27 protein-coding genes and 3 pseudogenes are annotated in these 25,845 nt (G+C 51.5%); 12 read left to right on the top strand and 18 right to left on the bottom strand.

The features are described 5' to 3' along the window. Positions 1-64: 64 nt before the first annotated feature. On the bottom strand, positions 65-1,249 hold the full coding sequence (locus NSS88_RS09035) for an RNA-guided endonuclease InsQ/TnpB family protein (protein WP_033017188.1): 1,185 nt from the start codon (positions 1,247-1,249) through the stop codon (positions 65-67). Positions 1,250-1,549: 300 nt separating this feature from the next. Continuing rightward, complete coding sequence (gene pta / locus NSS88_RS09030; protein WP_055359061.1) at positions 1,550-2,530, bottom strand: phosphate acetyltransferase; 981 nt, start codon at positions 2,528-2,530, stop codon at positions 1,550-1,552. 257 nt (positions 2,531-2,787) lie between these two features. On the opposite strand from pta, the gene hemQ reads away from it, so the two are divergent. The 5 genes from hemQ (at position 2,788) to menA (ending at position 6,307) form a co-directional block, all read left to right on the top strand. Then, positions 2,788-3,534 carry a hydrogen peroxide-dependent heme synthase gene (gene hemQ / locus NSS88_RS09025; RefSeq protein ID WP_055359060.1) on the top strand — a complete coding sequence of 249 codons (747 nt, stop codon included), beginning with the start codon at positions 2,788-2,790 and terminating at the stop codon, positions 3,532-3,534. 205 nt (positions 3,535-3,739) lie between these two features. Beyond that, the gene (locus tag NSS88_RS09020; RefSeq protein WP_033015418.1) at positions 3,740-4,186 is read left to right on the top strand and encodes a cell wall hydrolase; all 447 of its coding nucleotides are present in this window, start codon (positions 3,740-3,742) and stop codon (positions 4,184-4,186) included. Positions 4,187-4,204: 18 nt separating this feature from the next. After that, on the top strand, positions 4,205-4,792 hold the full coding sequence (gene gerQ, locus NSS88_RS09015) for a spore coat protein GerQ (protein ID WP_341084090.1): 588 nt from the start codon (positions 4,205-4,207) through the stop codon (positions 4,790-4,792). A 134-nt stretch (positions 4,793-4,926) separates the two neighbouring features. Next, entirely contained in the window at positions 4,927-5,427 is a 501-nt protein-coding gene (locus NSS88_RS09010; protein ID WP_014196991.1) for a hypothetical protein, read from the top strand. A gap of 19 nt (positions 5,428-5,446) precedes the next feature. Further along, entirely contained in the window at positions 5,447-6,307 is an 861-nt protein-coding gene (menA, locus tag NSS88_RS09005; RefSeq protein WP_341084083.1) for a 1,4-dihydroxy-2-naphthoate octaprenyltransferase, read from the top strand. 492 nt (positions 6,308-6,799) lie between these two features. Here menA and NSS88_RS09000 read toward each other — a convergent pair whose 3' ends face one another. From NSS88_RS09000 to NSS88_RS08985, 4 genes are all read right to left on the bottom strand, one after another. Next, entirely contained in the window at positions 6,800-7,171 is a 372-nt protein-coding gene (locus NSS88_RS09000; protein WP_015376087.1) for a DUF423 domain-containing protein, read from the bottom strand. Between the two features lie 266 nt (positions 7,172-7,437). Continuing rightward, the gene (locus NSS88_RS08995; RefSeq protein WP_011232887.1) at positions 7,438-7,737 is read right to left on the bottom strand and encodes a YwdI family protein; all 300 of its coding nucleotides are present in this window, start codon (positions 7,735-7,737) and stop codon (positions 7,438-7,440) included. A gap of 18 nt (positions 7,738-7,755) precedes the next feature. Continuing rightward, a complete protein-coding gene (locus NSS88_RS08990) occupies positions 7,756-8,445 on the bottom strand; it encodes a uracil-DNA glycosylase (protein WP_011232888.1) in 690 nt (229 codons plus the stop codon). An 82-nt stretch (positions 8,446-8,527) separates the two neighbouring features. Continuing rightward, on the bottom strand, positions 8,528-8,683 hold the full coding sequence (locus NSS88_RS08985) for a hypothetical protein (RefSeq protein WP_158225554.1): 156 nt from the start codon (positions 8,681-8,683) through the stop codon (positions 8,528-8,530). Between the two features lie 150 nt (positions 8,684-8,833). Between NSS88_RS08985 and NSS88_RS08980 the strand changes: the two genes are divergently transcribed. From NSS88_RS08980 to NSS88_RS08970, 3 genes are read left to right on the top strand one after another with little or no spacing between them, the layout of a single operon-like run. Then, positions 8,834-9,148: an STAS domain-containing protein gene (locus NSS88_RS08980; protein ID WP_235468592.1), complete on the top strand. Its 315-nt coding sequence runs from the start codon at positions 8,834-8,836 to the stop codon at positions 9,146-9,148. Between the two features lie 31 nt (positions 9,149-9,179). After that, entirely contained in the window at positions 9,180-9,668 is a 489-nt protein-coding gene (gene rsbW / locus NSS88_RS08975; protein WP_033015409.1) for an anti-sigma B factor RsbW, read from the top strand. After that, positions 9,628-10,401 carry a sigma-70 family RNA polymerase sigma factor gene (locus NSS88_RS08970; RefSeq protein WP_033011024.1) on the top strand — a complete coding sequence of 258 codons (774 nt, stop codon included), beginning with the start codon at positions 9,628-9,630 and terminating at the stop codon, positions 10,399-10,401. Before rsbW ends, NSS88_RS08970 begins: the two co-directional genes overlap by 41 nt. A gap of 37 nt (positions 10,402-10,438) precedes the next feature. On the opposite strand, the gene NSS88_RS08965 is transcribed toward NSS88_RS08970, so the two are convergent. From NSS88_RS08965 to NSS88_RS08930, 8 genes and pseudogenes are all read right to left on the bottom strand, one after another. Continuing rightward, complete coding sequence (locus NSS88_RS08965; RefSeq protein ID WP_341085372.1) at positions 10,439-12,349, bottom strand: SpoIIE family protein phosphatase; 1,911 nt, start codon at positions 12,347-12,349, stop codon at positions 10,439-10,441. Positions 12,350-12,523: 174 nt separating this feature from the next. After that, a pseudogene (locus NSS88_RS08960) lies at positions 12,524-12,619 on the bottom strand (FMN-dependent NADH-azoreductase); the annotation flags it as partial. 191 nt (positions 12,620-12,810) lie between these two features. Then, positions 12,811-13,044, bottom strand: a pseudogene (locus NSS88_RS08955) (transposase); the annotation flags it as partial. Between the two features lie 695 nt (positions 13,045-13,739). Next, positions 13,740-14,375 (bottom strand): FMN-dependent NADH-azoreductase, encoded by a 636-nt coding sequence (locus tag NSS88_RS08950; RefSeq protein ID WP_015376094.1) that lies wholly within the window; start codon positions 14,373-14,375, stop codon positions 13,740-13,742. A gap of 173 nt (positions 14,376-14,548) precedes the next feature. Continuing rightward, on the bottom strand, positions 14,549-14,698 hold the full coding sequence (locus NSS88_RS08945; protein WP_200910071.1) for a hypothetical protein: 150 nt from the start codon (positions 14,696-14,698) through the stop codon (positions 14,549-14,551). A gap of 168 nt (positions 14,699-14,866) precedes the next feature. Further along, a complete protein-coding gene (locus NSS88_RS08940) occupies positions 14,867-16,249 on the bottom strand; it encodes a glycine--tRNA ligase (protein WP_055358791.1) in 1,383 nt (460 codons plus the stop codon). A gap of 288 nt (positions 16,250-16,537) precedes the next feature. Continuing rightward, a complete protein-coding gene (locus NSS88_RS08935) occupies positions 16,538-17,368 on the bottom strand; it encodes a glycosyltransferase family 2 protein (RefSeq protein WP_152968885.1) in 831 nt (276 codons plus the stop codon). Positions 17,369-17,447: 79 nt separating this feature from the next. Beyond that, positions 17,448-18,644, bottom strand: coding sequence for an MFS transporter (locus NSS88_RS08930; protein WP_341084070.1), 1,197 nt, complete (start codon positions 18,642-18,644; stop codon positions 17,448-17,450). A gap of 379 nt (positions 18,645-19,023) precedes the next feature. Here NSS88_RS08930 and NSS88_RS08925 point away from each other — a divergent pair, with 379 nt between their 5' ends. From NSS88_RS08925 to NSS88_RS08910, 4 genes are all read left to right on the top strand, one after another. Further along, positions 19,024-19,578: a DUF4277 domain-containing protein gene (locus NSS88_RS08925; RefSeq protein ID WP_080985723.1), complete on the top strand. Its 555-nt coding sequence runs from the start codon at positions 19,024-19,026 to the stop codon at positions 19,576-19,578. A gap of 244 nt (positions 19,579-19,822) precedes the next feature. After that, positions 19,823-20,299: a hypothetical protein gene (locus NSS88_RS08920; protein ID WP_013146667.1), complete on the top strand. Its 477-nt coding sequence runs from the start codon at positions 19,823-19,825 to the stop codon at positions 20,297-20,299. A 15-nt stretch (positions 20,300-20,314) separates the two neighbouring features. Continuing rightward, positions 20,315-20,632, top strand: coding sequence for a hypothetical protein (locus NSS88_RS08915; RefSeq protein WP_013146668.1), 318 nt, complete (start codon positions 20,315-20,317; stop codon positions 20,630-20,632). Continuing rightward, entirely contained in the window at positions 20,611-20,826 is a 216-nt protein-coding gene (locus NSS88_RS08910; protein ID WP_230456207.1) for a DUF7667 family protein, read from the top strand. The genes NSS88_RS08915 and NSS88_RS08910 overlap by 22 nt, the downstream gene beginning before the upstream one ends. A 377-nt stretch (positions 20,827-21,203) precedes the next feature. On the opposite strand, the pseudogene NSS88_RS08905 reads toward NSS88_RS08910, so the two are convergent. From NSS88_RS08905 to NSS88_RS08890, 4 genes and pseudogenes are all read right to left on the bottom strand, one after another. Continuing rightward, positions 21,204-21,755: pseudogene (locus tag NSS88_RS08905) on the bottom strand (MFS transporter); the annotation flags it as partial. A gap of 224 nt (positions 21,756-21,979) precedes the next feature. Beyond that, complete coding sequence (locus NSS88_RS08900) at positions 21,980-23,431, bottom strand: glycoside hydrolase family 32 protein (RefSeq protein ID WP_055358788.1); 1,452 nt, start codon at positions 23,429-23,431, stop codon at positions 21,980-21,982. Between the two features lie 12 nt (positions 23,432-23,443). Beyond that, entirely contained in the window at positions 23,444-24,820 is a 1,377-nt protein-coding gene (locus tag NSS88_RS08895) for a sucrose-specific PTS transporter subunit IIBC (RefSeq protein ID WP_049626328.1), read from the bottom strand. Positions 24,821-25,013: 193 nt separating this feature from the next. Beyond that, positions 25,014-25,844 (bottom strand): PRD domain-containing protein, encoded by an 831-nt coding sequence (locus NSS88_RS08890; protein ID WP_033015391.1) that lies wholly within the window; start codon positions 25,842-25,844, stop codon positions 25,014-25,016. Position 25,845 lies beyond the last annotated feature (1 nt).

Here is a 25,845-nt window from a genome sequence, read left to right as displayed (position 1 = left end):
GAAATAGCAAGCAACATCATGCCAAAGCATGAAGGGTGGGAACTCACCATCTACTACTTCTCGCTTACGCGATCCGTAGATACTTGTGGTTCGTTATTTTCATCGGTCGGAATTCTCCATATAAGTGTTTTGTAAGAATATTGCATGCCGAATGGACATCCCGATGCTGAGAATAACCACAAGCACAAATAAAATTTCTAGAAGAAGGTTTTTTCTTCTTCCCGCAAACAGGACATGTTTGCGTGGTATACGATTCATCCACTTTTTCAAAAGTGATGCCTTTAGCTTCTAGTTTGTATTTCAAATAGTCGTAGAGTTTGCCAAAACACCAGTTCGATAATTTTTGGTTCACCAATTTGGATCGCTTTTTCTTTTTGTTGCGCTGGACGCCTTCGACATCGCCTATCATGAAATGTTTGACGTTTTGTTCCAAACACCAATCGACCAATTGTTTGGTCGTTTTATGCAAGCAGTCTTTTAATTGCGCTTCGCTTTTCGATAAAATATATTGCTTCGCGCGGTTATATTTTTTCCATTTACGCGAACCTTTTTTACATTTGGACATCTTTTTTTGCAGTTCTGCTATTTTTTTATTTCGAAGGCGATGAATGCTTCTTATTTTTCTACCGGTGATGATGATGCTGCTTCCGTTTTCGCTGACGGCACTAATGGCGTGAATTTCGCCAGGATCACCGGCAGCGATAGTTCCTTCTTTTTTAGTAGTTGGTTGTTCACCGTTTTCATAACTGAGGCAAAGCATGAGTTTCCAATGTTTCGCATCAAAAATGAGTTCGATTTCTTTGACAGTGCCGTTTGGAATTTGTTCTTTATCGATTTTCACTACAATAGGAGGTTGGTTTTTTCTTTCCCAGCGACCCATTTTCAGTTCAATGGTCCCATTTGGGTGAATGATAAATCCGTTATTTGCCCATTTCGTGTTGAAATATTTTTTCTGTTTGTACGGATATTTGTTATCTAGCCCTTTTTGTTTGGCTTTTTTGGCGCTGTCTCTGGCGTTCAAATATTTATGGCATACGGCTTGAATGCTTTGGCTATGGATCGGGTATTTGCCCTTCGTTTGTTTTTGAAGTTCGGTTTGGTTGATCCATTTTCCATTATTCTTTAATGCATAGTTTTTGGCAATGACTAAACAGTCATTCCAAATTTGAGCCGATATTCGGTTGCATTCGAATAATCGATCGATATCTTTTTTTGATGTTTGAAAAGGTATTTTGACCGTTCGATACATCCTTTCACCTCCTTACTTATAATATAAAATATGAATAATCGAAAATCTATATTCTTTTTTCATCGATTCTCCCATTTTTTTACTTTTTTTGATCAAAAGTAAAAAAAGGACGCCGCGTATCCCCCGCCTACGCTTCGCTTAGAGGCGGGGGACTTGCGGCGTATGGGTTGTTAAAAAAGAAAGCGGCTAAACAGCAGCCAGCCGCCTTCTTTGACACGAATCCATGCCTGAAACAAGAGATCGCCCATTCTTTGGCAAAACGAACCGGTTCCGACTCCTCTTGCTCAGTTCGCCGCCTCTTTACTCCCCAAGCGACTGCGCCGCGGTGATGAGCGCGAGCTTGTAGGCGTCTTCGGCGCTGCAGCCGCGCGATAGGTCGTTGACCGGCTTGTTCAGCCCTTGCAAAATCGGGCCGACCGCTTCAAAGCCGCCAAGGCGCTGGGCGATTTTGTAGCCGATGTTGCCCGCCTCAAGGCTCGGGAAAATAAAGACATTTGCGTCCCCTTGAATGACCGAGTCCGGCGCTTTCTTTTTCGCCACCTCTGGCACAAACGCGGCGTCAAATTGAAACTCACCGTCAAGGATCAGATCCGGCGCCATTTCTTTCGCCAACCGCACCGCCTCAACGACTTTTTCCGTCTCCGGCGACGAGGCCGACCCTTTCGTGGAAAAGCTTAACAGCGCTACGCGCGGCTTAAGGCCGAACATTTTGGCCGTCCGGGCGCTCTCGACCGCGATTTCAGCCAAATCTTGACTGTTAGGAGCAATGTTGATGGCGCAATCGGCAAACACATATTTTTCGTCGCCGCGCACCATGATGAACACGCCGGACGTTTTGCCAACGCCTGGCTTCGTTTTAATGATTTGCAAGGCTGGTCGGACCGTATCCGCCGTCGAATGTGCCGCCCCGCTGACGAGGCCGTCGGCCGCTCCCGTATAAACGAGCATCGTACCGAAATAGTTTTCATCGAAAAGCAACTCGCGCGCCGTTTCTTCTGTCACTTTCCCTTTGCGCCGCTCCACAAACGCCGAAACTAGCTCATCAAACCCGCCGTAGCGGCGCGGGTTGACAATCTCCACCCCTTCAAGCGGCAAGCCAAGCGCAGCTGCTTTCACCCTTATCGCTTGCTCATCGCCAAGGACGATCGGCTGAAGCACTTGCTCCGTCGCCAAACGGCTCGCCGCCGTTAAGATGCGGTCATCGGTTCCCTCGGGAAACACGATTTTTCGACCCGTACCGGTTACTTTCGCTTTTAATGCCGTAAATAAATCGGTTGTCACGATCCAATCCTCCTTATGCTAGGGCCAGCCCGCCCCGGTTAAGGCACGCCCGGCTCATTTCGGCATCCACAAGCCATTTCCACTATTAAGCATACCGCTTCTCGCCAGAAATGCAACGCAGGTAAGCCTTTACAACAAATAATTCAACTTTTGCTACAATTCAGTCTACTTCCACTTTGATGCGCTGATAGCCGCTTTTTTGGCCAAACTATGATATAGTGGTACTGTACAATTGATTGAATAAAGGAGTGACGATGATGAGCGAAGCGGCCCAAACGTTGGACGGTTGGTATTGTTTGCACGATTTCCGCACGATCGACTGGAGCGCGTGGAAAACACTTCCAAACAAAGAGCGCGAGGCAGCGATCAGTGAGTTTTTAGCGCTTGTCGACCAATGGGAGACGACGGAAAGCGAGAAGCAAGGAAGCCATGCCGTCTACACGATCGTCGGGCAAAAAGCCGATATTTTGTTCATGATTTTGCGGCCGACGCTGGATGAGCTGCATGAAATCGAAACAGCGCTTAACAAAACGAAACTCGCCGACTATTTATTACCTGCGTATTCGTACGTTTCGGTCGTGGAGTTGAGCAACTACTTGGCGTCCGGCAGCGAAGATCCGTACCAAATTCCAGAGGTGCGCCGCCGTTTGTATCCAATTTTGCCGAAAACGAACTACATTTGCTTCTATCCGATGGACAAGCGGCGCCAAGGCAACGACAACTGGTACATGTTGTCGATGGAACAGCGGCGCGAACTCATGCGCGCCCACGGCATGACCGGCCGAAAATACGCCGGCAAAGTGACGCAAATCATCACTGGCTCCGTCGGCTTGGATGATTTTGAATGGGGCGTCACCTTGTTTTCAGATGATGCACTCCAGTTCAAAAAGCTCGTCTATGAAATGCGCTTTGATGAAGTGAGCGCCCGCTTTGGCGAGTTTGGTTCATTTTTCGTCGGCACCCGGCTGCCAGTGGAAAAGGTACCTTCTTTCCTCCATGTATGAAGCAAAGCCCCGAACGATACGGGGCTTTGCTTCGTTTTCGCTGCTTTTTGGACAATCATCCCGCTTTTCTGTCATATGCGGCCTGACCGCTCCATACACATAAAAACAGAAAATCTCTTCAGAAACATTCTATTCGTGTGTCACCATTTTCCTGTTCCATCAATAGCCTATTACTGTCGAAATTCACAACGACTGAGGTGACGATATGGGTCAGATCGCTCCCTCCATTGTAGCCCACACAGAAGAGGAAGTGAAGTTGTTGGCTCGGCTCATGCGAGCCGAAGCGGAAGGAGACGGGCGGCTTGGGATGCTCATGGTCGGCAACGTCGGCGTCAACCGCGTCATCGCCGACTGCCTTGACTTCCGCGGCATCCGCACTATCCGGCAAATGGTGTTTCAAAGCCCGGGCGGCTTTGAGGCGGTGCAAAAAGGGTACTTTTACCAACAGGCGCGCAAAGTGGATATAGGCCTAGCCCGCCAAGTGCTCCGCGGTTGGCGCTACCACCCAGCGACAAACGCCCTTTGGTTTTTTAAACCACCTGAAGGTCAACCGTGCCCACCGCAATGGTTTGGCCAGTGGAACGTCGGCCGCTACAAATCGCATTGCTTTTTTGCACCGACTCCATCCGACTGCCCACGTGTCTATTCTTAATATTGAGGAGGGTTCTTTATGCCGAACAATCCAGAAAATCAATTTTATCCACTTGATGAGGAGCAACAATCATTTTATTATTCGCCGTTCGGTCAAGAACGACAACAACCGTATGCATCCTATCCATACGGCTATCCGTATCCGCAGCCGTACTATCCGGCGGCATACCTGTATTATTACTATCCGCAAGCGGCTGCCGCTCCAATGATGACACCGGCGACAGCCGCCGCTCCGACGTTCGGTTTGCAGGCGCCGACGTTTACGGCCCCGACACCGATGCCGACCACCACCGGCCCATCGATTCCAGGGATGCTGCCGATTGAAGAATCGTACATTGAAAACATTTTACGGTTAAACAAAGGAAAAGTCGCCACTATCTATGCGACGTTTGAAAACAACCGTGAGTGGAATGCCAAGGTGTTTCGCGGCGTCATTGAAGCGGCTGGACGTGACCATGTCATTTTAAGCGACCCACAAACAGGCACACGCTATTTGATCCTGATGATTTACCTCAATTACGTCACGTTTGAAGGAGAAATCGCCTACGAATATCCGTTTGCCGGCGCTACAGCCGCAACACCGCTTGCTACGTATTCTCCACGCTAAACGGAAAAACTGTCTTTTGACAAGAAGGTTGCCGATGGCAACCTTCTTTTTTTGGTTGACGTGATGGCCATCACAAGCTGCTACTACACGGCCTTATATAATGGTGGTAAATGACACAAAAGAGGTGTCTACTGATGGTTTGGACGTCGCGTGATTTCCTGCTGGGGGTACATCTTATCGCGGCGATCATGTGGGTGGGGGGCGTGGCATTCATCGGCTGGGCAGTGTATCCAGCCTCCCAATTCATGCCGCCTCTTGAGCGCCGGCAATTTTTCCGCTCGCTCATGCAGTGGTCGCATCGGCCGCTCGCCGCGGCAAGTGCCGTCGTCATCGCCACTGGCATATGGCTTGGCACAGCCGCCGGACCGATCAACCGTTGGGCAGATGTATGGCAGACCGCCTATGGCCGTGTATGGCTGACCGCCCTTCTCACAGGCATCGCAACGCTCGCTTGGGGGATGTTCGTCGGCTACCGCAAGGCGATGACGGTGTTTTCCAATGAAGACCTTTGGCGCCAAGCCAATGGCGGTGACGATGCGCCGTTAAAAAAAGCGATGACCTCGATCATTGCCGTTCAGTCGGTCGAAGCGGCCGGATTTGTCGTGCTCATCGTATGCATGCTTTTACTCTCCTAACGGAAACGAGGGGTTCGCATTGCGATACGAACATCGTGAAGAAGATCGGCATTGGGTTTACCGTTTTTCATGGCTTCACTTAATGCGCCCGCCGACATGGAGCGGAACGATCAGCCCTGTGCTGGCCGCCACCGCGCTGGCGGCGAAAAAGGGCGCCGTTCGGATCGAGGTGCTGCTGGCGATGTTAGCCGCCTCTGTGCTGATTCAGTCAGCCGTCAACATGCTGAATGACTATTTTGATCGGTTGCGCGGCCAAGACGATGACAAATGGACGAACGGGCATGGCCATGGACCTGCCCATCGCTCAATCCCTGCCGTTGCTGGCGCCATGCTGGCCGTCGCGGTTGCGTTAGGCGCGTACTTGGCGTGGCAAAGCGATCCAGCCATCGCGTGGATCGGCGCCGCAGCGATCATCTGCGGGATCGCCTACTCAGCCGGGCCGCGTCCGCTCGCCTCGCTCGGTTTAGGTGAGTTGACCGCCGCCGTTTGCATGGGGCCGGTCGTGACCGCACTCGCTTATGCCGTACAAGGGCATGTTCCAGACACCGCTCTGTTTGCCTTGTCCATCCCGTTCGCCTTGCTGATCGCCTCGATGATTTTGACAAACAACATCCGCGACATCGAAAAAGACCGGCCGTTTCGCCGCACATTAGCCATCCGGCTCGGACGGAACAACGCCGTGCGCCTTCTCGGGCTTCTTCTCGTCTCCGCCTACTTGTCCATTGCTGCTTTGATCGTTTGGCATATCGTTCCTTTGCTTGCCGCGGTCACAGGGCTCGCGATGCCGCTTGCCATCCGGCTTCGTCTCTGTTTCCGCCCCGGCGCTAGTCGAACCGAGGAAAGAAGCGGCGTCAACTACCCCCACTTAGCTAACGCTTGAAGCGGGGGCTTGCAACTCCCCAGAAGTGCGAACGGACTTCGTCCTCCTTCCTTGACTTGGGGTTGCATCAGGGGCAGGTTGACGACTACCCAACGACATAGGTCATGCCTATATCGCTACCGAGTGGCTCGGCATGTCTGTAGGCAGTACTTGACTTCCACGCACAACAGACGGATGTACGCTCGATGTTTTACGGTTGCAACGTTTCCTGCAACCAACTCCCTACATCGAGTAACGGGGATTGGAGTGCCTTGATTCAACGGTTTTCTCCACATTCTTATTCTATCATATACAAAAGAAAGGAGGAAGGGCGATTCCTCCCCGACTTTCGCTCTCGCTTAGAAGTCGGGGTCTCCTCGCCAAAGATGATGAAATGGGCCGCCCGCCATCATTGGGCCGTTGGACTGTTGTTGACGTTGAGTCTATGGCTTTCGCTATAGAGCGGAGAGGGACGGCGGCAAAAAAACGGAGCGCTCCGCTCCTGCGCTCCGTTTACAACCATTTTAACGCCGCATATCCGATCATCACCCAGGCAACCAAAAAAGCGACGCCGCCAAACGGAGTGATCGCGCCAAGCGGCTTAATCTGCGTTACACTTAATACGTACAAGCTCCCGGAAAACAACACGATGCCGGCGAACATCACCCAGCCCGCCGCACCGATCAGCCCGACATTTGGCGCCTTGCCAGCGAGCAATCCGACAACAAGCAGCCCTAATGCGTGGAACATCTGATATTGGACCGCCGTTTTCCAAATCTCCAAATAACGATCCGGAATCTTCCCTTCAAGCCCGTGCGCGCCAAACGCTCCCAATGCGACGGCTAAAAACGCATTGAGCGCGCCGAGAAGGACGAATGTTTTCATAGCTGTTCCGCCTTTCTAATGAAAGATTGTTTTCCCTCATTCATTAATAATAATGGGAATGTTCCCCGACAACAAATTACTAATGAATGTCAGCCACTTCACTCGACAGAACCGGTCAATCGGGAGCGCCACCGGCAAGACCCGCATCCAAGCCGGTGAACCGCTTCTTGTTTTTTGGCGCAAACAAAGGCAAGCGATTCAACGGAGTTCTGTTGATCAACATTCCCCGTGGAGAAGACCGTTTTCCACGGTGTTTCGTTGCCCCCTCAAAAATCCAACAACGACTCCCCGTTCGCCTCATCGTCAATGTCGGGAGAACGTCCTCCGACGGAAACACCCCCAAGCGAAAGCCCGCCAGCAACCGAAATCGGCCCGCCGACGGCAAGCGACTCTGTCGAGACAGACGGAACGGACGGCTGCGGCTGGCCTGTCGTTTCCAGCATCAAATCGCATAAAACGCGAATGGCAGCGACATGTTCACGCATCCGCTGCGGGTCATGGGCCGCCTTTGCCTTGCGCAATTCGTCTTCCATTTTGGCGACAACCGCCGCCAAAGAGATCGTCATGATATCTTCCCCCTTTCTTCATTCAGCGCGGGCGCCGATGTTCTCGATTTGCCAATCGATCGGTTCGCGTCCGTGCTTGGTTAAAAACGCGTTCGTCCGCGAAAACGGGCGATGGCCGAAAAAGCCGCGCGCGGCGGAAAACGGGCTCGGGTGCGGCGCTTCAATAATCAGATGGCGCGGATTCGTAATCCGTTCTTTTTTCTCTTGCGCGTTCCGGCCCCAAAGCAAAAAGACGACCGGATCGTCTTTTTCGTTGACGAGCTCAATGACGCGGTCGGTGAAATATTCCCACCCTTTGCCGCGATGGGAGTTCGCCTGGCCGCGGCGGACGGTCAGCACGGTGTTTAACAACAGCACCCCTTGCTCGGCCCATTTGACGAGATAGCCGTTATCTGGTATATAGCAGCCAAGGTCGTCATGCAGCTCTTTAAAAATGTTCGCTAAGGACGGCGGCACCGGCACGCCCGGCTTGACGGAAAAACTAAGCCCGTGCGCCTGTCCCGGGCCGTGGTACGGATCTTGCCCGAGCAGCACGACTTTGACGTTTGCATACGGTGTATAATGAAGGGCGTTGAAAATATCGTGCATATCGGGATAGATCGTCCGCGTCCGGTACTCCTCTTTTAAAAACTCGCGCAGCTTTAAGTAGTACGGCTTTTGAAACTCCTCTTCAAGCAGCGGAGCCCAGTCGTTTTTGAGAATCGGCATTGCGAGCAACTCCTTTGCCATCGGCTTTTTCCCTTTTATCATTGTAGCCCAAAAGACACCAGCGTCAAAGCGAAGTGAATGTTCAGATTGAGGCAACCATAGCGAAACCTGTTTCCCCAACAGGAAATGCGCCAATCCCCTGCCGCAGCCAAACCGGAACACGCCGGTCGCGGCAGGCGGAATAGAGGACAAAAATCTCCTTTTTTATTCTCTTCGCCCATTGTTTCCATCTTTCCATCATCATGTCCCCTTTTCATTCGACATTCCCTGTTTCAACAAGTATAAAATATGGGTATAGAAAGCGTAAACGCCAAAGGCCGGACAAGCTAAGCCGTCGGCGCCAACGCAACACCGGGATATCCATCAAACGCACAGTGGGGTGAAAGAAATGGATCAGAAACAATTCCGTCTTGTTCATGACGAACAGCCGGATCGGCACGTTGTATACATAAAAGGCGAACTGGACCTGGCGGCAGCCGAGCAATTTCAACACACCGTCGAACCGCTCGCCGGCGATGCGTCCAAACCGCTCGTTCTTCGTCTCGAAGATTTAACGTATATTGACAGCACCGGGATCGGCATGTTTGTAGCGCTGTTAAAAACGCGGCATCAACTCGGGGCGCCGTTTGCCATTGAAAACGTGCCGACGAAAGTGCGGCGTCTGTTCGATTTAACTGGAGTATCCTACTTTTTTCCGAAATGAACGATGCGTCAGAAAGGATCGGAGGCCAATCATGAAAGAGCACGAAACGATCGTACAGCTGTCGATTCCAGCCGATGCACAGTTTCTTGACATCGTGCGTTTGACGTTATACGGGCTGGCTACCAAAATGGGATTTTCCTATGAAGAAATCGAAGATATGAAAGTCGCCGTCTCCGAAGCGTGCAACAACGTCGTGCTTCACGCCTACAACGGAAGAAGCGGCGATATTCACCTCCGTTTTAAGATGAGCGCCGATGCGCTTTCCATCGTCATTAAAGATGAGGGAAAAGGGTTTGACTACAAACGGGCGATCAAACAGGCGGCGTCGCTGTCCGGCAAGCCACTCCAAGATGTGAAAGTCGGCGGCCTCGGCCTCTTTTTAATGGAAGCGCTCATGGATGACGTCCGCGTCACGACCAAAGGCGGAACGGAAGTCCGCCTGACGAAATTCCGCCTTCACGGCGAAGGAGAGCATGCCCATGACTGTATATCCCCCTCCTCTGTCCAAGAGCAAGCTTGACGCCCTTATTTCCGCCTATCAACAAACGAAGACGGAAGAAGCGGCGACAGCGTTGCTCGTGCGTTTTGAGCCGCTCATTGCGGCCGCAGCGAAAAAAATGGCGCGCAGCCGCCCTGATTTTTACGAAGACTTGTTTCAAGTCGGCCGGCTGTCGTTTTTGCGCCTTCTTGACCATTACGACCCGAACCAAGGAACAAACTTTGAATCGTATGCGATGAAAAGCTTGATCGGCTATATGAAAAACTATTTGCGCGACAAAGCGTGGTATATCCAAGTGCCGCGCCGGGTGAAAGAGAAAGGAAGCAAAGTGCAGCAAGCCATCGACGAACTGACCGTCAAGCTCGAGCGGTCGCCGAACATAGATGAAATTGCCGCCCATTTAGGCTTATCGGTGGAAGAGACGATCGAGATTTTAGCCGGCCGCGACCATTACCAGGCGATTTCGCTCGACGCCCCGGTGCAAGACGGGGAAAAGGATGCGACGACGATCGGTGAATTCGTCGCGGATGAAGCGAACGAAATCGAGTCGCTGATCGAGCGAATGGATTTAGAGCAGGCGATCGGCAAACTGAGCGAGCAAGAACAAATCGTCATCGACGCCGTCTTCCGCCGCGGCGAGACGCAACGGTCGCTCGCTGAACGGCTTGGCGTCTCGCAAATGACAATCAGCCGCATTCAAAAGCGGGCGATCGAAAAGCTGAAACGGCAGCTGGCCGCTGCCTACCCGTCGTAACAGCCAAAAACGCCGCCGCCGGCCGGCTAGGGCGGCATCAGCGGCGGCGGAGCAACAACAACGTCTGGTCGTCTTTTTGTTCGTATTGGTGGTACGCCTTGATATGCTCGTACAAATCGCGGACGATTTGCGCTGCCGGCTGGTCCAAATTGACGCGGGCAACCATCGAGGCGAGGACGGAAAAATCATCGTCCGCCTCTTCGCCGCGTTTTTCGGTCACCCCATCGGTGTACAGCAGCACAAAATCACCCGGCTCGAGCACTACCGACTTCGTCTCAAACGAAAATTGCGGAAACAACCCGAGCGCGCACCCTTTCGCGTGAAGCGGCACGCATTGTTTCGTTTTCGCCCGGTACCAAAGCGCCGGTTCGTGCCCAGCGCACGCGTACGAGAACGTATGCGTCTTTTCGTTGTAATTGCCGACAAACATCGTGACAAACATCGACGGCTCGGTGTAGTCGTAGGCGAATCGGTTCAGCAGGTCAAGATACACGTGCGGCTGCGTTCCGTAATGAACGGTCCGGTCTAAAATAAATTTCATCAATGTCATCAGCATCGCGGCTGGAATGCCTTTTCCCGACACATCGGCAATGCCGACTGAGACGGATGTTTGGTGGACGGCAAAGTGGTAGAAATCGCCGCTCAACACTCGAGCAGGGACGCTGAGGACGCTGATGTCGACGTACGAAGGCAAATCCGCCTTCGACGATGTCTGCAAAAGCGACCGCTGCATATTCGCGGCAAGCGACAGTTCAAAGTCGAGTTGTTCGCGTTCACGCTCAAGCCGCTCTTTCTCTTTTTTCTCCGTCATGTCGCGCAAAACGGCGACAAGCCCTGTCAGCGCACCGTTTTCCATCACCGGCGCCAGCGTGTAGCCGACCGGCAGGCACACGCCGTCATGGCGGCGAAACGGCTCCTCCTCGACGCGAATCACCTCGCCGCTTTTCAGCTGTTTGACAACACGGCGCAGCCGCTTCCAGTCCCACTTGTCGCCGTCTGGCCCGGCGAGCGAGACAAAGGAAAACAGCGGCTTCCCTTTCGCTTCCTCCGGATCAAGGCCAAGCAAACGGCCCGCTTCCGGGTTCATCCATACGATCCGGCCGTCGCGGTTTAACATCATCAATCCCTCGCCAAGGGCGTTCGCCATCATTTCCAGCTGCTGTTTGTGCTGTTTCAGCTCCACGTACGGTTTTTCGACCGTCTCGACGTACATTGCACGCACGACATACAAAAATCCGGCCATTTCATACAGCTGCCCCCATAGCGCATGGCCGCCGCCAAGCATAAGCAGCCATTGGCCGAGGGCAAATAATAGAAGCGCCATAGACCAGTATAGGGAAGCGGGAGCCCTCCCTTGCCGAAAACGCCGCCATGCGAACACGGCCGCCGCTGCATCAAGCAAACCGACCGCTCCTTCCCCTGCGCGCCACCAAAACGGCCAGCGGCTCGTCCCATGCGCCGGCCAAAACGGGGACGTGATGTGGATGAACAAACTAACAGCCGCCGTATACAAAAACGCGGCCAAAAACGCCTGCCAGCGTTGCCCGCTTTGCCGTTCCATCACCTCATCGCGGCGCGAAAACAGAAAAAGAAGCCCCCAGGCAAGCGTCAATCGGGCCGAGAGCGAAAAAGGGGACGCTTCCACACCATCAGATGCAAAAGACAAGACAACATGCAGCGAAAACAACAAGCCTGAGGAGAAAAACAGCGCCCCCATCATCAGCCGCTCCATTGACAACGTATGCGGAAACACAGACCATCCTTGCACGGCGACAAGCCAACAGACGACAACGGCGGCAAGCCCTAAAGCAAGATGAATAGAATGATAGAATCCGGGCGAAACAGGCAACCGGCCGGCCGCAAACAGAAGCAAGCCAAACATTCCGGCCGCCAGCACGGCCATCGCGCTGTGCAGACGCACCAGGCGATATCGTTCGTATTCCTTCACCAACGAGGAACCTCCACTCTTCATTCTATATGGCTTATTATACCATACGGCTCCCCGCCAGCGTATATGAACGTCACGGCCGTTTGGTTTGTCCAATAAAAAAGGAGCCTCTCCGGATGAAGAGGCTCCCAGGCCAAGTTTGCGGCCATTTTCCGCGCAATACCCGTTCTCCCGTTAAAACGTGTGCGCCAAGTCTTTCGCCCGGGCGATGGCGTTCGCTTTGATTTCTTCCGCCTTTTCCGGCACCGCCGCATGCCCTTCGACAAATACCATTCTATTGGTGATGGGAGATATCCTGCAACGACAAAATAATGGGAATGTATAGCGCAAAAAAATATTGCAGCGTGGCCGAACTTTAAGGACAAGATGTGATACAATCATGAGCGTGGCGGTGTGAACTACCCCCACTTAATTTTCTAGCGAAAATTTGAAGTGGGGGCTTCCAAAGAAGTTTGACTGCTTCAAGCAATCCTTATTCTTTGAGGCGTGTCCACTTCGCCGCTAGAGCATAAGACACTCAGGTCTACAGCTTTACTTTTCTTTAAGATGTTTAATGCGCCATTGACATCCTGTTTACGAGTGGTGCCTTTGATTTTTTGCTTATCTTTTATGCTTTGAAGTCTGGCATTTTCTTTGTTAAACCATTGATTTATACTTTTTAATCTCCGCCCATCAATGATGAATGATCTGCCGTCTATATTTTACTGAATCTATCCTATTTTCAGCAAAATATAGTTAAGGCGATTCATCTCCCACTTACTCCGCTTCGCTTCGTTGAAGTGGGAGTCTTCTCGCCTAATTAAGATAAAACGAAGGGAAAGGGGGGAATAAAATGGAATCAGATGCTATTCAACGCGAACGATTACGTTTAAACAAAGTGGACAAAAAGGTAAAACTAGATGAATGGCATCCAAAGAATATTGACGACGTATTTATGACGTATTGACATTTCCCTAGGTTTTTTCTATACTTAGAGTACAAAATAAGTTGTCTGTCTCGTCACAGACCATTTCACACGTGAAAAAACGTGGATTCGTTTGTTTTGACAACGGAGAGGAGCCTAAATGGTTCCTCTCTTTGCATATTATCGCCAAGAGAATCATAACCTAATGATAAGTTGCCTGCCGCGTCGCAGGCCATTTCACCCCGTCAGCGGGGAATTCATGGTTTTTGCCCCAGTACTTCGGTGCTGGGGTTTTATGTATTTATCGAGGAAAATTTCTCACGAAGAAATAGGGACTTTATTGATCAGGCTATACCATACGGCTCCCCGCCAGCGTATATGAACGTCACGGCTGTTTGGTTTGTCCAATAAAAAAGGAGCCTCTCCGGATGAAGAGGCTCCCAGGCCAAGTTTGCAGCCATTTCCCGCGCAATACTCGGCCTCCCGTTAAAACGTGTGCGCCAAGTCTTTCGCCCGAGCGATGGCGTTCGCTTTAATTTCTTCCGCCTTTTCCGGCACCGCCGCATGCCCTTCGACAAACAACCCTTCAAATGACGGAACACCGAAAAATTGCATGATGACGCTTAAATACCGATGGCCCATTTCCATTTCCGCCGCCGGGCCTTCGGAGTAGAAACCGCCGCGCGCTTGAATGTGGAGCGCTTTTTTATCAGTAAGCAATCCGACCGGCCCTTGTTCCGTATATTTAAACGTCTTGCCGGCGACCGCCACGGCGTCAATATACGCCTTTAACACCGGCGGGAACGAAAAGTTCCACATCGGCGTGACGAATACATATTTGTCGGCGGAAATAAACTGCTCGCACAGCTCGTTCATCCGCCCGACTTTCGCTTTTTCTTCGTCAGACAGCTCTTCAAACGATTTCCCGGAGCGAAGTTTGCCCCAGCCGCTGAACACGTCGACGTCGATTTCCGGAATGTATTCCTTGTATAAATCAAGATGAATGACTTCATGATCCGGATGCACTTGTTTGTATGTGTCGATAAACGCTTTTCCGACCGCCATGCTGTAAGACTGCGTGTCGTCGTGCGGATGGGCGGTGATGTACAATACTTTTGTCATGATGCATACTCCCTTTCGTGATGATCTCGGCACTTTAGTGTTTGCACTTTGTTCAAGCGGCATTTACTTATTTTGAATTCAAATATCTCCAATCAGAGATAATTATATAAAGATCCGACACATTTGACAAACGATTTGACCGCAAAAAAAAATTGCCTTTCTCCAAGGCAATGTTACTCGCTTTGTTCCACGACAAACGGGTTGCCGCTGATTTGTTTTCGTATCTCATCGGTGAGCGTAAACGGTTCGCTTTTGATAACGCTTTCATCATCGCCAGGCGGATGGCCGCTTCCATCGTAGTAAATCGGTTTCCATTCCATCATGGTGAACCCCCTTGATCCATGCAGAAACTCGTCTATACTCTTATTTTACCATTATATACAGCGAACATCCATCTATTTTTTGAATTTTTTTCTAAAAAATCAGTTCCATCCCCATACACGTTCTTAAAAAAACGCCGGGGTTTCGTCGCTGCCCCGGCGTTCATGGCATCAAAAGGCGATTTTTTCCTCTAAAAAGGCTTTGAGCTCCCCAATCGGCAGCCGCACTTGCTCCATCGTGTCGCGGTCGCGCACGGTCACTTGGCCGTCTTGTTCAGACTCGAAATCGTATGTGATGCAAAACGGCGTGCCGATTTCATCTTGGCGGCGATACCGCTTGCCGATCGAGCCGGTTTCGTCATAGTCGACCATGAAATGTTTCGCCAGCTCTTCATAAATGCGGTGCGCCCCGTCCGCGAGCTTTTTCGACAGCGGCAAGACAGCCGCTTTGTACGGCGCAAGCGCCGGATGCAAGTGCATCACCGTTCTCGTCGTGCCGTCTTCCAGCTCTTCTTCGTCATAGGCGTCGATCATAAACGCCAGCGTGACGCGGTCAGCGCCAAGCGACGGCTCAATGCAGTACGGGATGTAGCGCTCGTTCGTTTCTTGGTCGAGATAATGGAAATCCTCGCCCGAGTATTCCATATGCCGCTTCAAATCGTAATCCGTGCGCGACGCGATGCCCCACAGCTCGCCCCAGCCGAACGGGAAATGGTACTCGATGTCCGTCGTGGCGTTGCTGTAGTGGGACAACTCTTCTTTCGCATGGTCGCGCAGGCGGATGTTATCCTCCTTCATGCCGAGCGACAGCAGCCAGTCCTTGCAAAACTGTTTCCAATAGTCAAACCATTGCAGCTCCTCACCGGGCTTGCAGAAAAACTCGAGCTCCATCTGTTCGAATTCGCGCGTGCGGAACGTGAAGTTGCCCGGCGTAATCTCGTTGCGGAAGCTTTTGCCGATTTGCGCGATGCCAAACGGCAATTTTTTGCGCATCGTGCGCTGGACGTTTTTGAAGTTGACGAAAATGCCTTGCGCTGTCTCTGGACGCAAATAAATTTCGTTGGCGCTCGACTCGGTGACGCCTTGGTACGTTTTGAACATTAAGTTGAACTGGCGAACGTTCGTGAAATCGCGGCTGCCGCATTCCGGGCAGGCGATGTCGTATTCCTTGATGAGTTCATCCATCTTGACAAGCGGCAAACCGTCGACGATCATCTCGATCCCTTTTTCCTCGAGCGCCTTCTCAATCAGCTTGTCGGCGCGGTGGCGCGCTTTGCACTGTTTGCAGTCGACCATCGGATCGTTGAAGTTGCCTAAGTGACCGGACGCTTCCCACGTTCTCGAGTTCATTAAAATGGCGGCGTCGAGCCCGACGTTGTACGGTGACTCTTGGACGAACTTTTTCCACCACGCCCGTTTGATGTTGTTTTTCAGCTCGACGCCAAGCGGGCCGTAATCCCACGTGTTCGCCAGCCCGCCGTAAATTTCCGAGCCCGGAAACACGAAGCCACGATGCTTGGCATGTGCGACGATTTCTTCCATTGTGACAGCCATCGTGTTCATCCTCCTTCAATGTGATGTCCACCAATCAAAAACGCCCTCGCCCCTAGGCCTGACGCCTAGGGACGAGAGCGTAGCTCCCGCGGTTCCACCCTAGTTGATGCGCAAATCACGCATCCCCTTTTTGCCATTTCCGCTCCGGACTGCCGTTTCATTAACCGTCTTCACCGGGCTCCCACCGCCCCCGGCTCGCTTGGGAAGAGAGGGTTAACTACTATTGATCCGTCATCGCGATCCATATATGATTTTGTCCACTATCATAGCAAACCAGAAAGACCTATGTCAATGGTCGCTCGCATTTTTTTGCGCCCAAAACCGCGACACGACGGGCTTCCCGTCCCAGATGACTTCGCTTTTCGCCCGGCGCTTCGCGACTTCCGGCTCGTCAAGCAAGAGCCAAAAATTTTTCATCGGCAAGTCCCCAAGCCCATGCTTCTCGCAAAGCCGCCGCAAATATTGGCGCCGCTTGTCGTTCATATGTCGCGACACGTTGTCGCCGTCCGGGCTGAACGCGTACAACACGGTCGCCGCCGCGACACGGGCGACGCGACAGACGACCGCCGCGCGCAAAAAGAAGTCCCAATCCCAATAATGGTGAACGGACGGGTCAAAATCGCCGATGTTGTCATGAAGCGCCTTCCGATAAACGCTCCCGGACGGCACATACGTCGAAAACGTCCGCATCGCTTCCAAATCATACTCATAGGCAAATAAAAAACGGGCGGATGGAACACGCTGGTCGTTTTCCACCCGATACTGGACAATTTCCGCATCGGCATAGGCGAAGTCCGCATGCTCGAGTGCCGCGGCCATCCGCTCGAGATGGCACGGCAACACTAAATCGTCGTCGTCGCAAAGCATGATGAATTCGCCGCGCGCCGCCTTGACGCCTTCGTTGCGGGCGGCGACATGTCCTTCGTTGTCGCGGCGGTCGATGAGACGAACGTCAAGCTCCGGGTACAAGGCGACGACATCATGAACGGGGATGCCGCCGTCATTGACAATGATCACCTCAAAATGGCGGTATGTCTGCCGGCTCAACGCCTCGAGCAGCTCGGCAAGCGGATACGGGCGATTGTACGTCGGGATGACGACCGATACGAACGGGCGCAAGGAATCCACCGCCTCTCTTCATGATCCGAACAAAAAAGGGCTTACCCTTAAGGTATAGCCCTCCGTTTGATTTGTCAACTTAAGCGAGCTCTTGCTGCTTCGTCTCTTTGCCGAGGACGGCGACAGAAAGAACGGCGACAAGAACAGCGAGGCAAAACAGCGTGAAAATCATCGTCACCGACACCCCTTGGGCGACAAGCGAGCCGACCAACAGTGGGCCAAAAATGCCGCCGATGCGGCCAAACGCCGCCGCCATGCCGGCGCCGGTCGCACGAATCGACGTCGGATACTGCTCCGGCGTATACGCATACAGCGCTCCCCAAGCGCCGAGGTTGAAAAACGACAAGAAAATGCCGGATGCCATCAGCCCGACGAGCGACTCGGCCGTGCCGAAAAAGTAAGCGCTCAATGATGTGCCAAGCAAGTACGTGACCAAGACAAATTTCCGCCCCGCCCGCTCGATCAGCCATGCGGCGCTGAAATAGCCGGGCAATTGCGCCAGCGTCATGATGAGCACGTACTCAAAACTTTTAATCAAGCTGAACCCTTTCATGACCATGACACTCGGCAGCCATAAAAACATGCCGTAATACGAAAAGACGACGCAAAACCAAAGGAGCCAAAGCATGACCGTCTCTTTCCGATAAGGAGCGGACCATACTTTGACGATATTGCTCCACACCGTCTCCTCTTTTTGCGCGGCCGCAAACCGCGGCGAATCGGGCAGGCGGAGGCGCAAATAGATCGCATACAGCGCTGGAATCGCCGCCAGCCATAACGCCGTCCGCCATCCGTAAGCCGGGATAACGAAATACGAGATGAGCGCTGCCAATAGCCACCCGCCGGCCCAAAAGCTCTCGAGCAGCACGACAGCCCGGCCGCGATCCTTAGCTGGCACCGCTTCTGAGACGAGCGTTAACGCGACCGGCAGCTCGCCGCCAAGTCCCATGCCGATCAAAAAGCGGAGCGCCAAAAACGCCGCCAACGTCGTCGTCAGCGCCGACAGCCCACTGCCAAGCGAGAACAGCAACAATGTGAAAATAAAAACGTTTTTCCGCCCGATCCGGTCCGCAAGCAATCCGAACACGAGCGCCCCAACGGCCATGCCGATCGAGTTGACGCTGCCGATCCAGCCGACTTGGCTGGCCGTCAAATTCCAGTCTTTTTGCAAGGCGGCCATCAAAAACGACAGCATCCCGACGTCCATGGCGTCAAACAGCCAACCGAGACCGGCAATGCCTAACAGCTTGCGCTGGGAAATCGCGGTTTGGTTCATGTGTATCTTCCTATCATTATTAGTGTAAAGACATATTCATTATAAAAGAAAATCATTGGCCTGTGCACTATACGGTTGATAATTTTTGCGAAAAATCAGCTCGAAGCCTTGAATAACAGGATCAAACACCAACATCGCGATCCAGCCATCGTTCCATGGTTGGAACAAAAAGTTCGGCTAAAATCAGCTGCCATGCTTTTCATGATAGGCGCCAGTACAACCTTTTGGCAAAGCATCAAATCCTTTCTTCGTTCCCTCGTTCATGATGTTGATTTCGACCTCACATTTCGCACCCTTCCGACGAAAATCGGGAGGATTTTTTCGTTCCGATGTCGAATGAATCCTTGACACACAAGGAAAGTGAAGGAGTTTTTCTCTCATGGATGTGCAAGTCGAATCGGTCTATCGCAATTCTTATTTGAATATCATAAGTGCTCTATTCAAAAAACTGGGTTTCCCCCAATCGATTGACCATCTCGTTCCCGTCGATCCGCAGTGCCAGACTCGAGTCAACGATGCCGTTCAAGCCATTCTCTACAATGTGTTTGACGGCCGGCAAGCCCTCGTTCACTTGGAACAATGGGGGCACACGATCGACCTGGAGAAACTCATCCGTTCCGGGCTCCATCCTTCCCAGTTGAATGACGATGCGTTGACCCGTCATCTCGATCGTCTGTATGAGGCCGGCATTTACCGCGTCTTTCAGCGCCGGGTGCGTCCGTTCATGACTCCCGAACACCCGTTGAAGGGTCCTGGAGGCCGCAAGCTGACCCGTCCGACGGGACAGGCGATTTTTCAGCTGTTTCCATACGTGAACGTCGTCCTGTTCAAGCTGCCGGATGGACGCATCCAACGCTCACTGGATCGCTCCCTCACCCCGGATCAGCGAAGGATTCTGCAGGGATTGGGCATGGATGAGAGCATTTACGTGTAACGTGATACGGAACGACCAGATATGGTAAAAAAAGATTTCCATCACTCGTTGTGTTGGTCGGAAAGTTATTCTAAAAAACGAAATAAAAAATCCTTTCTTTCAACCCTGTTAGGGTGCGAAATGTGAGTACTAATATGGGTTATATGAACTTTTTGTGAACGACAAATTGCGACATACTTTTACTTTTTTAACCTTTTATAGTATTCATTGAAATAAATAAACCGATAAAAGGGAGGGGGAATTTATGAAGCTGTCTATGAAGTTGTTCAAAAGAATTTTATCTCCTGTTTTAGCTCTGTCTGTTTTGGCGGTAGCAGTACCTACTTCTGTTTTTGCCGCAGAGACAAACACGGTGTCACAACTCACCCCTTCTGTGGCGAAGGTCAACACAGTGTCGCCAAAGGTAGAAACACAGGGTATCAAAACTGCAGCTCTCAAGAAAGCGGTATTGACGTTAGCAGACATGCTGGAATCGCAAGCCATTAAAAAATTGCTCGACTTTGTTGAGGACTACGGCAGTAAAAAGGTAGCAGATACTATCAGGGAATATGCCGATAATATTGCTGATACCTTGCGGACCATAGCTTCTTGGAAAGACCTTTCTATCCAAATCATTCAAGATCAAGTTAGCGGGGCGTTATATGATCTGGGAGTACCACTGAGTACAGCGAGACAGGTTGGTTGGGTCATTTCAAAATTCGTAGACTGGGTATTACTATAGTACAAGGAGGGTGCTATGAACGAGGAAAGAATCAAGGATCTTGAAGCAAAATTGAGTCTAGCCACCGACGCAATTACGTTACTCTTAGATATGGTGAACAAGGAGCACAAAAGCTTTGCGATTCTGGCCTTAGCCACTGGCTTTACTGCCGACGAGTTGGAACGCCTGGAAAAGCTGTTTTATCACGCTGGCAAATCACAGTGGGACAAGGACACATTTGTGGCAGAGTTCGAGAAGCAGCTTCCCAAAAGAAGTGCAATGTTGAGAAGCATTTTGGAAGGGCTAAAGTCAGATGGAAAGTTCGTATCGTTATGCGAGAAGTATTTGGATTGACAGAAAAAACCCGCCCATGTCGAGGCGGGTTTATTTTTCTTCAAAACATCCAAATCTTCACCAAACGATTCTGTCAATGTCAAGAGAGTATGGAGATCGCGAAACTCAAAAACCTGTCGCTACTGGCCAGCATGACCGGCGACGTTGAGTGGCAGCATGAGTTGTGCGCGAGGCTGGAGAAGTTGTCGGGATGAAAAAGGAGCCCTTCTCGCTTGATATTATCCCTCTAGTGTAGACAGTTGGGAAAATGCCCATACTGTCATGAAAAACACTGGAGGGATTTGTTTATGTTCGAGACCAAGCAAACACCGAAAGGGAAGACCACCTATTCCGTGGAGTTTAAATGGAGGGCTGTCCAGATGTACATCGAAGAAGGATGGGGATATAAGCGGATATGCCAAGAGTTATAGGGATTCCCTGCACGAAAACGATCAGACTTTGGGTAAAACGTTATCATGAACATGGTCGAAAAGGGCTCGAAGAACGGCGCGGGACATCCAAGTCTCCATTCAAGGGAAGACCCCGAAAAAAAGAGTGCAGTTTAGAGGAAGAGAATCGAAGACTGAAAGCTGAGGCGGAGGCGCAAATAGATCGCATACAGCGCTGGAATCGCCGCCAGCCATAACGCCGTCCGCCATCCGTAAGCTGGTATGACGAAATACGAGATGAGCGCCGCCAACAGCCAACCGCCAGCCCAAAAGCTTTCAAGCAGCACGACAACCCGGCCGCGGTCGGCAGCCGGCACCGCTTCTGAGACGAGCGTTGACGCGACCGGCAGCTCGCCGCCAAGCCCCATGCCGATCAAAAAGCGGAGCGCCAAAAACGCCGCCAACGTCGTTGTCAGCGCCGACAGCCCGCTGCCGATCGAGAACAGCAACAATGTGAAAATAAAAACGTTTTTCCGGCCGATCCGGTCCGCAAGCAGCCCGAACACGAGCGCCCCAACGGCCATGCCGATCGAGTTGACGCTGCCGATCCAGCCGACTTGTTCGGCTGTCAAGTTCCAGTCTTTTTGCAAGGCCGCCATCAAAAACGACAACATGCCGACATCCATCGCGTCAAACAGCCAACCGAGACCGGCAATGCCTAACAGCTTGCGCTGGGAAATCATCGGTTGATTCATGTGTATCCCCCTGTCATTATTAGTGTCAAGACACGATCTATATTCATTATAGAAGGGGAAAGGGGCAAATTCAATCATATATTGCTCATTCTCTCACAAAACGAACCGCCACACGGAAACGATCTCTCCCCTACGCCCTCGCTGGGAATGGCGCTTCTTGACCCGAAATGATAAAAAAGCCGCCAAACGACCAGCGCTTGTTTGGCAGCCTGTTTACTGCAAGTTCATCTTAACAAATCCCATTTCTCGATATCCATATGAAGATGTCCGTGGGTTCCGAACAGAATCGTTCGGTCGTCCGGATGCGGAAAAAACCGCGCAGTGAACGTCTCTTCGCCATCATTGACGAACAGTTCGATCGATGACGTATCAAGGAAAACATGAAGCGAACGAAGACGTGGCAATCGACATTGCCGCTTCTCCGTCAGCCCGTTCACAAAGCTTTTCCGTTCAAGCGTCAATACCCCTTCGTCACTATTGTAAACAAGGCGAGCCGCATGGCGAAAGTAAATTTCCATCATGCTTCCGAACAGTTCGATATTGTCGAGGCGAAGTTCGATCGCATCTCCCTCGAGTCCCGCCCATGACCTCAGCTCATTCACCACAGTGGCGCTTGGATATGCTACTTTTTGTTTGCGCAACTGTTTCAGCTCTTCCACTGGCGTCTGTCTCAGCTTGCCGCCAGTGAGGCGAAGTTCGCGCGGCAAGGTGAGCGCGTGCACCCAGCGGTGGCTCACTGTCGGCTGACGGTCTTCATCCTGGTCCGGCACACCCATCCAGCCGATGAGGATGCGCCGCCCGTTCCGGTCAAGCATCGTTTGCGGAGCGTAAAATTCAAAGCCGCGGTCAAGCTCCTCAAACGTCCCGTGAAGGAATTCGGCCCGTTCGTAGTCGAAGCGGCCGACAAAATAACCTGACTGGTAGACGTTTTGGTAGCGCATGCCGTCCGGTTTTAATCCTTGCGGGCAGACGATGAGCACGTCTTGCCCATCTAATGGAAACAAGTCTGGGCATTCCCACATATAGCCAAACGGACCAAGCCCGTTCATGTTGCCGCCAGCAATTGGGCCAAGATGCTCCCAATGACAAAGATCAGCGGAACGAAACAGCACCGCTTTTCCATCGCCGCTTTCGCTTTGCGCCCCCAGGATCATATACCAATGGCCCTGATACCGCCATACTTTCGGATCGCGGAAATGGGCCGTATATCCGTCCGGAAGTGTAATGACGACGCCTTTTTTTGTAAAATGAATGCCATCTTCCGATACGGCCATGCATTGGTACGTTTGGCGGTTTCCTTGTTCATCTTTCACATTGCCAGTGTAAAACAGCACGAGTTTTCCATCGCAACTAATCGCACTGCCGGAATAGCAGCCATCTTTGTCATACCATTCGCTTGGCGCTAACGCAATCGGCGCTGCTTGCCAATGAACCAAGTCTGGGGATGTATAATGCCCCCAGAACTTGGCGCCATGGCCGGTGCGAAACGGCATCCATTGGTAGAAGACGTGATACGTTCCGTGCCAGTCGATCAGCCCGTTTGGATCGTTCATCAACCCGACAGGAGGCATGAGATGGTAGCGAAGCCGATACCGGTCACGATTGACAAGAGTCTCATATTTTTCGACTTCAGCGTATGCTTGTTCAATAAGTTTCTGTTCCCGTTCGGATTTCATCCGCTTGTCCCCTCACTCTTCTTCTTCACGGAACTTTAGAAGGAATGTCGCCACAAACGCTGAAACGACGGCAATGGCAAAACCGATTAAGTAGTGCATTAAGTTCGTGAGCCCTTCCGGCGCAACGATGGCGATCATCGGGATGCCGGTCAACCCGTAGGCATTAGCTACTACATTCGTAAATACGACGTACGCTCCGCCGAGCGCGCCGCCAATGGCCGCAGCGATAAACGGCTTCCGGTATTTTAAGTTCACCCCGAAAATGACTGGCTCGGTAATGCCTAAAAAAGCTGACAAGGCCGCCGGTAACGCAATCTCTTTTGTTTTTGTCCGCTTCGATTTGACAAATACAGCCAAACCGGCGCCGCCTTGGGCGACGTTGGCCATCGACCAAATTGGCAGTAAATAGTTGACCCCAAGTTTCGCCAACAAGTTCGCTTCAATGGCATGAAAGCTATGATGCACACCGGTAATGACGATCATCGAGTACAATCCGCCGAAGATAAGGCCAGCTAACGCACCGCCATAATGGTAAACAAAGTTCAACACCGTCGTAATCCCATCGCCAATCAAATTGCCGAGCGGACCAATGGCCAAAATCGTAATAAATCCCGTCAAAATGACGGTCACAAATGGAACAACAAGCAAACTGACCGCATGGGGAACAACTTTTCGCAATCCACGCTCCAATTTGCTCATCACATACGTCGCCAGCAAAATCGGCACGACCGTCCCTTGATACCCGACCATAGCGATATCAAAGCCAAGAAAATGCATATAGTTTGGCTTGGCCTCGGCCAATCCCCACGGGTTTAATAGCGCCGGGTGAGTCATAATACCGCCGATGACCGCCCCTAAAAACGGCGTGCCTCCAAATTCTTTCGCCGCGCTAAAGCCGATTAAAATTGGCAAAATAATAAACGCCGCACTCGAAAACATATCAAGCAAAATATACAGCGGGCTGTCTGCCGCCACCCATTTGAACGCCTTCATCATCCCAAGCAAACCCATTAACAAACCGCTCGCGACAATGGCTGGGATGATTGGGACAAAAATGTTTGACAACGTCTTCGCAAAGCGGGCGAGCGGATTCATTTTTTGCTTGATGGCTTCTTGATGAGCATCAGCATCACCTTGCTGTATCCCTGCTTCCCGGACAAACGCCTCATACACTTTATTCACCACGCCGGTGCCAAAAATAATTTGAAACTGTCCGGAGCTGGAAAACGCCCCTTTAACCCCTTCAATGTTTTCAATGTCTTTCGCCTCGGCCTTTTTGTCATCTTTTAAGACGAGGCGAAGCCGTGTCGCGCAATGAGTTACGCTAATGATGTTTTCTTTCCCGCCAAGGAGCGGGATGAGTTGTTTAGCAATGTGTTCATAATTCATCGGTGAACTCCTCCCCTTCTGAATGATGGTGAAATGAAAAACAAAAAAGACCTAAAACATACAAAGGGCGATCTAGCGGCATGACTCACTTGCCGTTCCCTTCATACGTTTTAGGTCTTGCCTGCTCGAAGCAGTTACAATCCCGCAATATTTCGTTGTCTGTTTTGCATTATACGGCAACTTGCTGTTTTTGTCAACGCTTTCGCAACCGTTGGATATGGAGGACGATATAGGCGAGTTCCTCCTCCGGAAAACGGATGCCATATTCCTTCTCTGCATAGCTTGCCGCTTTTTGTGTACACGCCCATTCCCTTGCATATTTTGTCTGAATGAGCGCAAGCATCTCCTCATCCATCGAATGAATCGGCTCCCCGTTTTCGATGCGGCTTAAGGCAAAGCGCAAATGAGTGAGCAGCCGCTGGTATGAAATGCTTTCCTTATCGATCGATATGCCGAGCTCCGTTTGGATAAGGTCAACGAATTCATGAATGAGCGTCGTCTCGCGCATCGTTTTGTTCATGCTGGCGGCATCGAGTTTCGCCGTATGAATATGAAGGGCGATATGGGCCACCTCGTCATCGGGAATCTCGATGCCAAGCCGCTCTTTGATCAACTGTTTCGCCCATAGCCCAATTTCATACTCCGCCTTATATAGCACTTTAATTTCATTGAGCAATTTGTTTTGAATGCGGTAACCTTGCTTCAACCGCTCGATGGCAAACGACAAATGGTCAGTCAGCGCAATATGAATATGGTCGTTGAGCGGTGCTTGCAGTTTGCCTTCCGCATAGCTGATAATTTCTTCGGCAATATCGATATGTTCTTCTGGCAACGTGCGAAGCAATTGCTGGAACTTCTCATTTTCTTCTTCCATGACGAAAATTTTCTCAATGCGGCCCGGGGGGATGAGATCGTTTTTCCGCTTTTGAAACGCAATCCCCGGGCCCATGACAATTTTCTCTTTGCCTTCGTCGAGCACGACAACAGCGTTGTTGTTTAAAATCTTATGGATGCGAAACGCCATA

Origin of the sequence: Geobacillus sp. FSL W8-1251, from assembly GCF_038005945.1 — a bacterium.
GTDB classification, from domain to species: Bacteria; Bacillota; Bacilli; order Bacillales; family Anoxybacillaceae; genus Geobacillus; species Geobacillus stearothermophilus.
The sequence above is the reverse complement of the archived record's forward strand: the minus strand, read 5'-3'. Positions and strand labels throughout refer to the sequence as shown.

Excerpts from the sequence above, each read along its gene's own strand:
- NSS88_RS09035 (WP_033017188.1), bottom strand. The coding sequence starts at position 1,249 with ATGTATCGAACGGTCAAAATACCTTTTCAAACATCAAAAAAAGATATC.
- hemQ (WP_055359060.1), top strand. The coding sequence starts at position 2,788 with ATGAGCGAAGCGGCCCAAACGTTGGACGGTTGGTATTGTTTGCACGAT.
- NSS88_RS09000 (WP_015376087.1), bottom strand. The coding sequence starts at position 7,171 with ATGAAAACATTCGTCCTTCTCGGCGCGCTCAATGCGTTTTTAGCCGTC.
- NSS88_RS08930 (WP_341084070.1), bottom strand. The coding sequence starts at position 18,644 with ATGAACCAAACCGCGATTTCCCAGCGCAAGCTGTTAGGCATTGCCGGT.
- NSS88_RS08945 (WP_200910071.1), bottom strand. The coding sequence starts at position 14,698 with ATGATGGAATGGAAACCGATTTACTACGATGGAAGCGGCCATCCGCCT.
- NSS88_RS08910 (WP_230456207.1), top strand. The coding sequence starts at position 20,611 with ATGCGAGAAGTATTTGGATTGACAGAAAAAACCCGCCCATGTCGAGGC.
- NSS88_RS08995 (WP_011232887.1), bottom strand. The coding sequence starts at position 7,737 with ATGACGATCTCTTTGGCGGCGGTTGTCGCCAAAATGGAAGACGAATTG.
- NSS88_RS08920 (WP_013146667.1), top strand. The coding sequence starts at position 19,823 with ATGAAGCTGTCTATGAAGTTGTTCAAAAGAATTTTATCTCCTGTTTTA.
- gerQ (WP_341084090.1), top strand. The coding sequence starts at position 4,205 with ATGCCGAACAATCCAGAAAATCAATTTTATCCACTTGATGAGGAGCAA.
- NSS88_RS08990 (WP_011232888.1), bottom strand. The coding sequence starts at position 8,445 with ATGCCGATTCTCAAAAACGACTGGGCTCCGCTGCTTGAAGAGGAGTTT.
- NSS88_RS08895 (WP_049626328.1), bottom strand. The coding sequence starts at position 24,820 with ATGAATTATGAACACATTGCTAAACAACTCATCCCGCTCCTTGGCGGG.
- NSS88_RS08950 (WP_015376094.1), bottom strand. The coding sequence starts at position 14,375 with ATGACAAAAGTATTGTACATCACCGCCCATCCGCACGACGACACGCAG.
- NSS88_RS08980 (WP_235468592.1), top strand. The coding sequence starts at position 8,834 with ATGGATCAGAAACAATTCCGTCTTGTTCATGACGAACAGCCGGATCGG.
- NSS88_RS08970 (WP_033011024.1), top strand. The coding sequence starts at position 9,628 with ATGACTGTATATCCCCCTCCTCTGTCCAAGAGCAAGCTTGACGCCCTT.
- NSS88_RS08900 (WP_055358788.1), bottom strand. The coding sequence starts at position 23,431 with ATGAAATCCGAACGGGAACAGAAACTTATTGAACAAGCATACGCTGAA.
- NSS88_RS08890 (WP_033015391.1), bottom strand. The coding sequence starts at position 25,844 with ATGGCGTTTCGCATCCATAAGATTTTAAACAACAACGCTGTTGTCGTG.
- NSS88_RS08925 (WP_080985723.1), top strand. The coding sequence starts at position 19,024 with ATGGATGTGCAAGTCGAATCGGTCTATCGCAATTCTTATTTGAATATC.
- NSS88_RS09010 (WP_014196991.1), top strand. The coding sequence starts at position 4,927 with ATGGTTTGGACGTCGCGTGATTTCCTGCTGGGGGTACATCTTATCGCG.
- rsbW (WP_033015409.1), top strand. The coding sequence starts at position 9,180 with ATGAAAGAGCACGAAACGATCGTACAGCTGTCGATTCCAGCCGATGCA.
- NSS88_RS08940 (WP_055358791.1), bottom strand. The coding sequence starts at position 16,249 with ATGGCTGTCACAATGGAAGAAATCGTCGCACATGCCAAGCATCGTGGC.
- NSS88_RS09020 (WP_033015418.1), top strand. The coding sequence starts at position 3,740 with ATGGGTCAGATCGCTCCCTCCATTGTAGCCCACACAGAAGAGGAAGTG.
- NSS88_RS08985 (WP_158225554.1), bottom strand. The coding sequence starts at position 8,683 with ATGGAAAGATGGAAACAATGGGCGAAGAGAATAAAAAAGGAGATTTTT.
- NSS88_RS08915 (WP_013146668.1), top strand. The coding sequence starts at position 20,315 with ATGAACGAGGAAAGAATCAAGGATCTTGAAGCAAAATTGAGTCTAGCC.